Here is an 11,132-nt window from a genome sequence, read left to right as displayed (position 1 = left end):
TTCGAGAGGTAAAACGCAGAACTACCTCTTTCTCAAACTGTTTCAGCCACGCCGAAGCAGAAACTGCTGACGAGTGGCTCAGATCATTCGCCTTCGCATGGAATCAGCTAATCTGAACGCGACCCGTGGCGGGGCCCCTCCGCCGGTAGTTTCAAGCTACCTCCCGGTCTCTCGTCGCTTGATGTCGGGGACCATCCGTGTCCTCCACGTGGACGACGACGACGCGTTGCTCGAGCTGACGAAGACGATGCTGGAACGGGAGGGGGAGGACATCACCGTCGAGAGTGCTCACTCGGGCTCGCAGGCGCTCAGTTGTCTGCGGGAGAACGGCCGTGTCGACTGCATCGTCAGCGACTACGAGATGCCCGACAGGGACGGGCTCGAACTGCTGGAGACGGTCCGTGAGAGCCACCCCGACCTCCCGTTCGTGCTCTTCACCGGCAAGGGGAGCGAGGCGATCGCGAGCCGGGCGCTCTCGGCCGGTGCGACCGAGTACCTCCAGAAGGGCGCGGGCACCGACCAGTACGCCGTCCTCGCGAACCGCATCGAGAACGCCGTCGCGAAGCGACGTGCCGAACGCGAGCGGACACACTCCCAGAACCGCTTCCAGGCGCTCATCGAGCACTCCTCGGACCTCGTCGCCATCCTCGACGAGGACGGCGTGTTCGAGTACGCGAGCCCGGCGACGCGGGACATACTCGGCTTCGACCCGGAGGTCCTGATCGGCGAACCCTCCTTCGACTTCGTCCACCCGGACGACCAGGCTGACGTGGCCGACGCGTTCGACCGGATGATCGAGGACCCGGACGCGACCCCGTCGGTCAGCTACCGGCTGCAGCACGACGACGGCGAGTGGCGGCACATGGAGTCGAGGGGCACCAATCGGCTCGACGACCCCGCAATCGAGGGGTTCGTCGTCAACACGCGGGACGTGACCCAGCGGGTCGAAGCGGAGCAACGGCTCAGCGAGGAGCAGGAGCTGTTCGACGCCGCACTCGACGCCCTCCCCCACGTCTTCTACGTGGCGAACCTCGACGGCTCGGGCTGGCGGTGGAACCGAAAGCTGGAGGACGTGAGCGGCTACTCGGCCGCGGAGCTCCGCGACATCGAGATAGAGGAGATATTCGCAGCGGAGGACGTCGAGAAGGTCGAGTCGGTCATCGAGCAGGTGCTCGACGGCGAGACGGTGACCTACGAGGCGCGGATGCACACGAAGACTGGCGAGTTCGACCTGCGACGCATCAGCGCCTCGTTGCTGACCGACGACGACGGCGAACCCATCGGGATCTGTGGCATCGGCGTCGGTATCGACGAGGACGACGAGTAGCTCGCTACTCCTCGAAGCGGCGACGCACGCTGTCGGCGTGTGCACACAGTCCTTCTGCGTCCGCGAGCGTCGTGATGGTCGGGGCCAGCGCGTCGAGCGCGTCCCGGTCGAGGCGCTGGACGGTCGTCGAGCGCAGGAACTGGTCGACGGAGAGCCCGCCGTGACGTTTCGCGCCGCCGCCGGTCGGCAGCACGTGGTTCGTCCCGGAGGCGTAGTCGCCCGCCGCGACGGGCGTGTACGGCCCGAGGAAGACGCTGCCGGCGCTGTCGATGCGGTCGAGCACTGCCTCCTCGTCGTCGGTCTGGATGGAGAGGTGCTCCGCGGCGTACTCCTCGGCGAACAGGATGGCCTCGCTCATCGACCGCGCGAGGAGCACGCCCGAGGCGTCGTTCGCGAGTGCCTCGCGAGCCACGTCCTCGCGGTCGGCGTCGGCGACCTGGGCCTCGACCTGGTCGACGACGGCCGCCGCAACGCCCTCGTCGTCGGTGACACAGACCACGGAGGCGTGCTCGTCGTGTTCGGCCTGCGCGACGAGGTCCGCCGCGACGAACGCCGGTTCGGCGGTGTCGTCAGCCAGCACCAGCACCTCCGAGGGGCCGGCGAGGAAGTCGATGTCGACGTCCCCCTGGACCTCGGCCTTCGCGGCGGTCACCCAGCGGTTGCCCGGCCCGACGACCTTCTGGACGGCCGGGATGGACTCCGTCCCGTAGGCCATCGCCGCGACCGCCTGTGCGCCGCCGACGGAGTACACCTCGTCGGCACCCGCAACGTGGATGGCCGCCAACGTGACGGGGTTCAGTTCCTCCGCAGGGGGCGTACAGACCACGACCTCCTCGACGCCCGCGACCACGGCCGGGACGACGCCCATGATGACCGACGACGGGTACGCGGCGGTCCCGCCGGGCGCGTAGACGCCGACGCGCTGGAGCGGCCGGAAGCGGCGGCCCAGCTCGCGCCCGTCGAAGTCGTCGCGCCAGTCCTCGGGGACCTGCGCCTCGTGGAACTCGCGGACGTTCTCGGCCGCCGTCTCGACGGCCTCGCGCACGTCGTCGTCGATGGCCTCGTAGGCGCGCTCGCACTCGTCCGTCACGTCCAGGTTGGCGACCTGTACGTCGTCGAACTCAGCGCAGAACTCACGGACCGCCACGTCGCCCTCCTCGCGCACCCGGTCGACGATGTCGGCCACGTCGCTCCGGACCGCGTCGACGCCCGCGTCGCGCTCGAAGAAGGCGCGTCGCTCGCCGGGTCCGAGGTCGGCGACTGCTCGTACGTTCATGGAACCCGCTTCGGACGGGGCGCGAAAAACGGTTGCGTTCGGTCCGTCCGTCGTTCAGTCGCCCGCGCGTCCCCGGGCGACCGTGCGGATCCCGTCGATGAAGAGGACGACGACGAGCGCGAAGCCCGTCAGCCCGAACGGGGCCGACAGCAGCTGCGCGGTGTGGTAGCCGAGGAAGATGCGCCCGAAGCCGAGCAGTACGAACCCCACGAGGACGAGCCCGAAGGCGACGAGCGCGAGCGTGACGTACCGGTCGCGGTCCATACCCGTCCTCGGTGCGCCGCCGTCTAACCCGTTTTGGAACGGCCGTGACGCCGCGAGCCGTTCCACGCCGCTCAGGCGTCCTTCCGCCGCGGGTCGTACTCGTAGCCGACGCGACCGCCCGGCCCCTGGGCCCGGAGCTGGCGCGCGAGCTCGGTCACGTCGTCGGGGCCGGCGAACGCGAACGGTCCGGCGACGAACGGGAGCGCGGCGGCCATCCCCCCTGCGGTCGGCTCGAAGCCCGGCGCGGCGGCGAGCGGGTTGCACCAGACGACGGCCACGGCGCGCGAGGAGAGCCACGCGAGCTCGCGCTCCAGCGCCGACAGGTCGCCCATCTCCAGGCCGTCGCTGACGACGAAGACGACGGTGCGGTTGTCCACCGCGTCCGGCGTCCGCGTTCGCAGTTCCGCGAGCGACCCCCCGATTCTGGTGCCGCCGCCCCACTCCGCTTCCGCGTCGGCCAGCGCCTCGGCCGCCCCCTCGGCGGTGCCGTCCTCGAACGCCGACGTGACCTCTCGGACACCCTCGTCGAAGAAGAACACGCGGCAGTCGCGCCAGGCGGCCCGGCTCCGACCCAGCACGTCGAGCAGGAAGCCGCGGTCCAGCGTGTCCAGCACGGACCGGCTCACGTCGACCAGCCACGTCGCCCGGACCTCGCTCTGCTTGCGGTCGCGGGTCGGCAACGAGACGACGGTGCCACCGGTTCCGACGCTGGCCCGGAGCGCCCGCCTGGCGTCGGTCCGCCGGTCGCCGGCGGTGTCCCACGCCCTGCCCCGGAGCGTCGCGAGGGCGGCCGTCAGCTCGTCGACCGCGCTACCGAGCACGTCGTGCCCGGCGAACCCCGGGAGCGTCTCGACAGGTGCGGGCGAACCGGTTGGACTGTACCGGGCGACGGCCAGGGGTTCGTCGTCGCCGCGCTCGTCGAGGTGTGCCGCCAGCGACGACGAGCGCCAGGCGACGCTTCCCTCCGGGTCGTCGTCGGGTTCCGACGCGGTCTCGGTCTCGTCCGTCGCTTCGGGCTCCTCGCCGTCGGCCGGTTCGCCGCCGAGTGGTGCCAGCGCACCCTCGGGCGGGTCGTCCCACCGCTCCGCCGGTCCCGTCTCGCCGAGTCCCGCGGTGAGCCGTCGCCAGAACTCGGGGAACAGCCGCTCGAACTCGTCGACGTCGCGCGGGTCCGTGACCAGCGCGGCCCGGGTAGCCGCCCGTGCCCGGTCCTCGTCCGCGAAGCCCACCACGACGAGCCCCCGGGCGGCCGTCGTCGCGGCGTTCGCGGGGACCGATGCCCCGGCCCGGCGGAGGGCACGGGCGAACCGGACCAGCTCGTCGCGGACGTGTTCCGTCGCCCGTACCACCGTCTCGCCGTCGGTGGGGTCGGTGCGTCCCGCGTCACTCTCGTCGGTCACGACCCGGCGGCCTCCCGCGCCGCTCTCGCCGCCTCGACGAGCGAGTCGAGCAGCTCGTCGTCCACGCGCTCGACGTCCTCGACCTCCTTCAGCACGGTGCCGAGGGTGCGCCGGACCTCCTCGCGCGTCAGCGAGTCCGGGCCCCCGTTCCCACGCAGCGTGGCGACGGCGCGCGCCCAGTCGATGGTCTCGGCCGCGCCCGGCGGCTTCCGCAGTGGTTCCTCACGCAGGCGGCCGACGATGCCACAGAGCTCGGCGGCGACGGCATCGTGGAGCTCGGGCACCTTCCGCGAGAGGATCTCGCGCTCCTTCTCGAAGCTCGGCGGCGAGACGTGCAGGTAGAGACAGCGGCGCTTGAGCGCGTCGCTCAGCGGCCGGGTGCGGTTCGAGGTGACCACGACGACCGGCGGGGTGCCCGCGGCGATGGTGCCGAGCTCCGGGACGGAGACCTGGAAGTCGCTCAGGACCTCCAGCAGCAGGGCCTCGAACGCCTCGTCGGCGCGGTCGACCTCGTCGACGAGGAGGACGCGGCGACCCTCGCCACGGAGTGCCTGCAGCAGCGGGCGTTCGAGCAGGTAGGCTTCGGAGAAGACGGACTCCTCGGGGCCCTCGCCCGAGCCCGTGCCGTCGCCGTCGACGCCGCCCTCGCCGGCCTGCACCGCGAGCAACTGCTTCGTGTAGTTCCACTCGTAGAGCGTGTTCTCGGCGGCCAGCCCCTCGTAGCACTGGAGGCGCACGAGCTCCGCGTCGAAGCCGCCGGCGAGCACCTTCGCGAGCTCGGTCTTGCCCGCGCCGGGCTCGCCCTCGATGAGCAGCGGGCGGCCGAGTCGCAGGGCGAGCAGCACCGTCGTCACGATGTCGTCGTCCGCCACGTACGACTGTTCGTCGAAGGCCGCACGGATCTCGGCCTCTGTCACGTCGTCGAATCCGTCTGTCTCGCTCATGTCGTCGTCTCTGGATGGAGTAACGGCCGTAGCACGAAAACGTCCCCGGCGGGACGGGTGGTCAGTCGGCGGCGGCGGGCGTCGCGGCCCGGTCGAGCACCCGCTCGAGTGCGCGCCCCGTGTAGGTCCCGAGCAGTTGCTCGCGGAACTCCGCCGACGCCTGCAGGTCCGACATCATCATCGCGGTGTCCAGCCCCTCGCTGGCGCGGTCGGCGGCGGCCGCGATGGTGTCCTCGTCGAGCGATTCGCCGGCCAGCTCGTCCTCGACGCCCTCGAGACGGACGCCGTGGTCCATGACGCCGTTCGCGCCGACGCGGGCTGACTGGACGGTACCGCCGTCGACGGTGGCCTGCACGCAGACGCCGACCATCGCGTAGCCCGACGACGGCGACGGCTTCTTCGCGTACGCACCGACGGCGTCGGCTGCCGACGGTACCTCGACGTTCGTGACGAGTTCCGCCGGCCCGATATCCGTGGCGTACATCCCGAAGAAGAAGTCGTCGGCCGACACCCGACGCTCCCCGTCGGGACCGGTCACGACGATGGTCGCGTCCGATGCCAGCGCCGCCCCCGGCAGGTCCGAGGCGGGGTCCGCGTGGGCGAGGTTGCCCCCGAGGGTCCCGCGGTTGCGGACCTGCGTGTCGCCGACCTGCCGGACGGCGTGGTAGAGCGCCGGCGCGTGCTCCTCGGAGATCCCCTCCGAGATGAAGTCGCTGTACGTCGTCATCGCGCCGATGCTGAGCGTGTCGCCGTCGGCGCTGACGCCGTGGAGCTCGTCGACCTCGCCGATGTCGACGAGCACGTCCGGGCTGGAGAGTCCGGACTTCATCGCCGGGAGCAGGCTGTGCCCGCCGGCGAGCAGTTCGGTCTCCGCGCCCGCGTGCTCCTCCAGGAGGTCGATGGCCTCACCGACACTCGTCGCCTCGTAGTAGTCGAACTCGTCGGGGAACATCAGCGGTCACCTCCGTCGTCCGCGGCGGTCTCCGGGGCCGTCCCGCTCTCGTCTCCCGGTTGCTCGCCGCCGTCGGCGGTGGCGTTCGCCTGTACCGCGTTCCACACCGACTCGGCGTCCATCGGCATGTCGATGTGGTCGACGCCGAACGGCTCCAGCGCGTCCGCGACGGCGTTGACGATGGCCTGTGGCGCGGCGATGGTGCCGGCCTCGCCGACCCCCTTCACGCCGAGCGGGTTGTGCGGGCTCGGTGTGATCGTCGACTCGGTCTCCATCTCGGGGATGTGCTCGGCCTTCGGCACGGCGTAGTCCTGCATCGACCCCGTCAGCAGGGTGGCGTTGTCGTCGTACTCCGCGCCCTCGTAGAGCGCCTGGCCGACGCCCTGGGCGACGCCGCCGTGGATCTGCCCCTCGACGATCTTCGGGTTGATCTGGTTGCCCACGTCGTCGACGGCGACGTACCGCTCGATCTCGATCTCGCCGGAGTCGGGGTCGACCTCGACGATGGCGGCGTGCGTGCCGAACGGGAACACGAAGTTCTCCGGGTCGTAGAAGCTGGTAGCCTCGAGCCCGGGCTCCATCTCATCGGGGATGTCGTGGGCGAGGTACGCCGCCCCGGCCACGTCTGCCATCGACATGCTCCGGTCGGGCGCGCCGGCGACGCTGTACTCGCCGTTCTCGAACTCGATGTCGTCCGGGTCGGCCTCGAGCTGGTGGGCCGCTATCTCCTTGCCCTTCTCGACGACCTTCTGGGCGCTCTTGACCAGCGAGCTCCCGCCGACGGCGGCGCTACGCGAGCCGTAGGTCCCCATGCCCTGCGGTATCTCGTCGGTGTCGCCCTCGACGACCTCCACGTCGTCGTAGGGGACGCCGAGCTCGTTGGCGACGATCTGGGCGTACGTCGTCCCGTGGCCCTGGCCGTGGCCGGAGGTCCCACAGTACGCCGTCACCGTGCCGGAGGGGTGCATCCTGACGAGGCTGGACTCCCAGAGCCCGGCCTGTGCGCCGAGCTGGCCCGCCAGTTCGGACGGCGCGAGCCCGCAGGCCTCGATGTAGCAGGAGAAGCCGACGCCGATGTACCTGCCCTCGTCGCGGGCCTGCTCCTGGCGCTCGCGGAAGCTCTCGTAGTCGAGCATCTCCAGTGCCTCGTCCATCGGCTTCTCGTACTCGCCGCTGTCGTAGACGACGGCGACCTGCGTCTCGTACGGGAACGCGTCGTCCGGGACGAAGTTCTGCTTGCGGAACGCCACGGGGTCCATCCCCATCTCCTTCGCGCCCAGGTGGATGAGCCGTTCCACGAGGAAGGAGGCCTCCGGTCGGCCCGCGCCGCGGTAGGCGTCGACCGGCGGGATGTTCGTGAACGCGCCCTTGACGTGGCCGTAGATGGCCGGGATGTCGTACTGGCCCGAGAGCAGGGTGCCGTACAGGTACGTCGGGACCGACGGCGCGAACGTCGAGAGGTACGCGCCGAGATTCGCCATCGTGTCGACGCGCAGGCCGACGATGTTGCCGTCGTCGTCCATCGCGATCTCCGCCTTCGTCTCGTGACCCCGACCGGGTGCGTCGGTGAGGTACGTCTCCGAGCGCGTGGCGACCCACTTGACCGGTGCCTCGTGCATCATCGAGCACCACGCGACGAGCGCCTCGTCGGCGTAGTGGTGGATCTTGCTCCCGAAGCCGCCGCCCACGTCCGGCGCTCGCACGCTCAGCTTGTGCTCGGGGTGGCCGAGGACGCCGGCCATCAGCAGCCGGTGGACGTGCGGGTTCTGTGTGGTCATCGCGACGTCCAGCTCGTCGGTGCCGGGGTTGTAGTCCGCGACCGCGGCGCGTGGCTCCATCGCGTTGGCGATGAGCAGCTGGTTCTCAAGGTCGATGCTCGCCGTGTGGCTCGCGTCGGCGAAGGCGTCGGCGGTCTTCTCGGCGTCGCCGATCTCCCAGTCGAAGGCGACGTTGCCCTCCGCGTCGTCGTGTATCTGCTCGGCGTCGTCGGCGAACGCCTCGCTCGGGTGGACGACGGCGTCGAGGCGCTCGTACTCCACGTCGACCGCGCCGGCCGCATCGCGGGCGGTGTAGCGGTCCTCGGCGACGACGACCGCGATGCCGTCGCCCTGATGGCGAACCTTGTCGGTCGCCAAGAGCTGGTGTGGCACCTGCTTCAGGCTGTCGAGCAGCCACGCCGTCGGCAGGGCGAACGAGCCCCCGCCGGGCGTCTCGTCGCTCGTCAGGTCCTCGTAGGTGTAGACGCCGTGGACGCCGTCCATCGCCTCGGCCTCGCTCGTGTCCACGTCGAGGATGTTCGCGTGTCCGTACTGGCTGCGGACGACGGCCATGTGGAGCATCCCGTCCATCTGGATGTCGTCGGTGTACTCCGCGTTGCCCGTCAGCAGCGCGGGGTCCTCCCGGCGCTCGATGGCGGAACCGAGGATGTCCGCCGCGTCGACATCGCCCGGGTCGAGCGAGTCGACGGTCACAGCCCCTCACCTCCGTCGGTCGCCGGGGTCGGGTCGTCGTCCGTCACCCCGCTCCCCTCCGTCCCCCCGCCGTCCGCGACGGCCGCGGGCTGCATCTCCTCGGCGGCGTTCTGGACGGCGTTGACGATGTTCTGGTAGCCGGTACAGCGACAGAGGTTCCCCTCGAGCCCCTCGCGGATCTCCTCGCGTGTCGGGTCCGGGTTCTCCTCTAAGATGTCCAGTGCGGTCATCATCATGCCGGGCGTGCAGTAGCCACACTGGAGGCCGTGCTCCTCCTGGAACCCCTCCTGGATGGGGTGGAAGTCGTGGCGGGTACCGAGGTCCTCGACGGTGCGTATCTCCGCTCCGTCGGCCTGCACCGCCAGCGCGGTACAGGACTTGACCGCCTCGCCGTCCATGCGGACGGTGCAGGCACCGCAGATGCTGCTCTCGCAGCCGACGTTCGTGCCGGTGTAGCCGAGTTCGTCCCGCAGCGCGTGGACCAGTAGCGTCCGTGCTTCGACCGTCAGGTCGTGCTCTACCCCGTTTACCGTGAGTGTGATGTCGTGTTCAGTCATTCAGAATCAGTCGACTTCGACCGGCCCAGCACGCGGTCCACCAGGCTCCGGCCGTCGCTCCCGTCCGATTCCCCGTCGGACGACGATACCTCCTCCACGCCGAGGTCGTGGAGCTTCTCCTGCACCGAGGAGAAGAAGCGCTTGACGATGCGGTTGGCGACGGGGTTGATGACGCGCTGTCCCATCCCCGCGACCTTCCCGAACACGTCGGCCTCCGTCTCCCACTCGACCACGACACCGTCGCCGTCGTCGGTCTCGGCCAGCGCCATCGACGACGACATCTCGAACGAGCTGTCGCCCGAGCTCCCCTCGCCGGAGGCGTGCATCTGCGGTCGCTCGCGGTCGTCGATCTCGACGACCGTCTCGAACGTCGGGTTGACCGGGCCGACGCTGACCTGCATCAGGGCGGCGTAGCGCTCCCCCTCCCGGAACGCCCGCTCGGCGATGACCTCGGGGTCGTTCGTGAGCTCCCGGTCCATCCCCGCCGCCCGCTCGCGCAGTTCGTCGAAGTCGACCTCGTCGCCCTCGACGTGCAACAGGAAGGTACAGCCCGGCAACGACTCCTGGACGAGCACCGGGTCCGAGAGCGCCAGCCATACCTCGTCTACCGTGGTGTCTTCGAGTTCGAATGTCCCGCTGAATTCCATGTACTGTGGTCACCTCGTGCCAGACCGTGTCAGGCTGTGCCGTGTGAAATGATAGTCTGTGACAGTAAAACAGTTACCATGGTGACGGGCGGTGCGCGTGGCCCACACGAAGATACCGGCAGTCCACGGTGGGTTCCGTCGCAGACCGGACGTTTCAGACCGACTCGCCGCGCTCCACGGTCCGCCGTCCCCCATGACCGGAACCCCGTCGTCCCCTCTCACGGCCGACAGTCGGTCCGCCCGGTTCACGTGTCACGGTGCTGACCAGTGGCCACCGGCCCGTGACCCGCTCATCCGACATCGTCGCCCCGATAACGGCGGCTTTCCGGGGTCCGATGGCCGAACACGCACCCCCGGGACCGGCCTCCACAGCGGTCGGGTGAGGTTACCCGAACGTGCCATCGAGCGTACCAGACCTAACTCCTCTATAACTATTCGCCCGTTTCGCGTCCCCTCACGCATGGTACTACAGCCCGTCGTCACACTCCAGGCTGGCATCGATCAGGCGTTCGAGGACACCCTCGCCGAGCTCATCGCGTTCGCGCCACGACTGATCGGCGCACTGCTCATCCTGGTCGTCGGCTGGGTCCTCGGTCGCCTCCTCTTCCGGGTCATCTCGCGGGTCGCCGACCGCATCGAGCTCGACCGACTGGTCCTCGGGACGCCGCTCGGCCGGATGCTCGGCGGCACCGAACGCGCCGTCTCGCGGTCCTTCGGCCGGGTCGGTGCGTGGTTCGTCTACGCGCTCGCCCTGCTCGCCGCGGCGGACGTTCTCGCCGTCAACCTGCTCTCCGAGTGGATCAGCACCGCGGTCTCGTACCTGCCGGCGTTCGTCGCGGGGGCCCTGCTCATCGTCGTCGGGTTCGTCCTCGCTGACTTCCTCGCCGACGCCATCGGCCGGACCGAGACGGTCACCGATACGGGGTACACGGGGTACTTCGCCGACGGTGCGCGCATCTTCCTCTACTTCATCGCCCTCGTGATGGGCCTCGACACGATGGGCGTCGACGTCGCCATCCTGTACACGTTCGCACAGGCCGCCGCGTGGGGCGTCGCCGCCGGCATCGCGCTCGCCATCGGCATCTCCTTCGGCTGGGGCGGCAAGGACTACGTCGCGGACAACATCGGTGGCTGGGTCGGGCAGAGTCCCGCACCGATGCCTGCCGGCCGCGGCGGCGGTGGCGGCGGTGGCGGGCACCCGACCGACGGCGGTGCGGACCAGGCCACCGACGGCGGGGAGGACGACGGCGACGAGTGACCGGGGCCCGCCGTCGGCCCACCCGACGGGTGCCTC

General features: G+C 70.1%; 10 protein-coding genes and 1 pseudogene. 3 read left to right on the top strand and 8 right to left on the bottom strand.

The annotated features are described in order from the left end of the window. Both NO345_RS17810 and NO345_RS17805 read left to right on the top strand, forming a co-directional pair. Positions 1–116: pseudogene (locus tag NO345_RS17810) on the top strand (IS6 family transposase); the annotation flags it as partial. Positions 117–181: 65 nt separating this feature from the next. Beyond that, positions 182–1,327 (top strand): PAS domain-containing response regulator, encoded by a 1,146-nt coding sequence (locus tag NO345_RS17805; protein WP_256301517.1) that lies wholly within the window; start codon positions 182–184, stop codon positions 1,325–1,327. A 4-nt stretch (positions 1,328–1,331) separates the two neighbouring features. Here the strand turns inward: NO345_RS17805 and hisD are convergent, their stop codons facing one another. The 8 genes from hisD to NO345_RS17765 form a co-directional block, all read right to left on the bottom strand. Further along, entirely contained in the window at positions 1,332–2,603 is a 1,272-nt protein-coding gene (hisD, locus tag NO345_RS17800; RefSeq protein ID WP_256301515.1) for a histidinol dehydrogenase, read from the bottom strand. A 54-nt stretch (positions 2,604–2,657) separates the two neighbouring features. Next, complete coding sequence (locus NO345_RS17795; protein ID WP_256301513.1) at positions 2,658–2,867, bottom strand: hypothetical protein; 210 nt, start codon at positions 2,865–2,867, stop codon at positions 2,658–2,660. 71 nt (positions 2,868–2,938) lie between these two features. Beyond that, positions 2,939–4,267: a VWA domain-containing protein gene (locus NO345_RS17790; protein WP_256301511.1), complete on the bottom strand. Its 1,329-nt coding sequence runs from the start codon at positions 4,265–4,267 to the stop codon at positions 2,939–2,941. After that, complete coding sequence (locus NO345_RS17785) at positions 4,264–5,211, bottom strand: AAA family ATPase (protein ID WP_256301510.1); 948 nt, start codon at positions 5,209–5,211, stop codon at positions 4,264–4,266. The genes NO345_RS17790 and NO345_RS17785 overlap by 4 nt, the downstream gene beginning before the upstream one ends. A gap of 61 nt (positions 5,212–5,272) precedes the next feature. Beyond that, positions 5,273–6,163 (bottom strand): FAD binding domain-containing protein, encoded by an 891-nt coding sequence (locus NO345_RS17780; protein WP_256301508.1) that lies wholly within the window; start codon positions 6,161–6,163, stop codon positions 5,273–5,275. Beyond that, positions 6,163–8,634, bottom strand: coding sequence for a xanthine dehydrogenase family protein molybdopterin-binding subunit (locus NO345_RS17775; RefSeq protein ID WP_256301506.1), 2,472 nt, complete (start codon positions 8,632–8,634; stop codon positions 6,163–6,165). The genes NO345_RS17780 and NO345_RS17775 overlap by 1 nt, the downstream gene beginning before the upstream one ends. Next, positions 8,631–9,191: a (2Fe-2S)-binding protein gene (locus NO345_RS17770; RefSeq protein WP_256301504.1), complete on the bottom strand. Its 561-nt coding sequence runs from the start codon at positions 9,189–9,191 to the stop codon at positions 8,631–8,633. The genes NO345_RS17775 and NO345_RS17770 overlap by 4 nt, the downstream gene beginning before the upstream one ends. After that, positions 9,188–9,838 carry an SRPBCC family protein gene (locus NO345_RS17765; protein ID WP_256301502.1) on the bottom strand — a complete coding sequence of 217 codons (651 nt, stop codon included), beginning with the start codon at positions 9,836–9,838 and terminating at the stop codon, positions 9,188–9,190. Before NO345_RS17765 ends, NO345_RS17770 begins: the two co-directional genes overlap by 4 nt. 460 nt (positions 9,839–10,298) lie before the next feature. Between NO345_RS17765 and NO345_RS17760 the strand changes: the two genes are divergently transcribed. Then, complete coding sequence (locus tag NO345_RS17760; RefSeq protein ID WP_256301501.1) at positions 10,299–11,096, top strand: mechanosensitive ion channel family protein; 798 nt, start codon at positions 10,299–10,301, stop codon at positions 11,094–11,096. Positions 11,097–11,132: the final 36 nt, after the last annotated feature.

Source organism: Haloarchaeobius salinus (assembly GCF_024464185.1).
Lineage (GTDB): Archaea > Halobacteriota > Halobacteria > Halobacteriales > Natrialbaceae > Haloarchaeobius > Haloarchaeobius salinus.
The sequence above is the reverse complement of the archived record's forward strand: the minus strand, read 5'-3'. Positions and strand labels throughout refer to the sequence as shown.

Coding starts and splice junctions, on each gene's coding strand:
- NO345_RS17805 (WP_256301517.1), top strand. CDS start 182: ATGTCGGGGACCATCCGTGTCCTCCACGTGGACGACGACGACGCGTTG.
- NO345_RS17785 (WP_256301510.1), bottom strand. CDS start 5,211: ATGAGCGAGACAGACGGATTCGACGACGTGACAGAGGCCGAGATCCGT.
- NO345_RS17765 (WP_256301502.1), bottom strand. CDS start 9,838: ATGGAATTCAGCGGGACATTCGAACTCGAAGACACCACGGTAGACGAG.
- NO345_RS17780 (WP_256301508.1), bottom strand. CDS start 6,163: ATGTTCCCCGACGAGTTCGACTACTACGAGGCGACGAGTGTCGGTGAG.
- hisD (WP_256301515.1), bottom strand. CDS start 2,603: ATGAACGTACGAGCAGTCGCCGACCTCGGACCCGGCGAGCGACGCGCC.
- NO345_RS17760 (WP_256301501.1), top strand. CDS start 10,299: ATGGTACTACAGCCCGTCGTCACACTCCAGGCTGGCATCGATCAGGCG.
- NO345_RS17795 (WP_256301513.1), bottom strand. CDS start 2,867: ATGGACCGCGACCGGTACGTCACGCTCGCGCTCGTCGCCTTCGGGCTC.
- NO345_RS17770 (WP_256301504.1), bottom strand. CDS start 9,191: ATGACTGAACACGACATCACACTCACGGTAAACGGGGTAGAGCACGAC.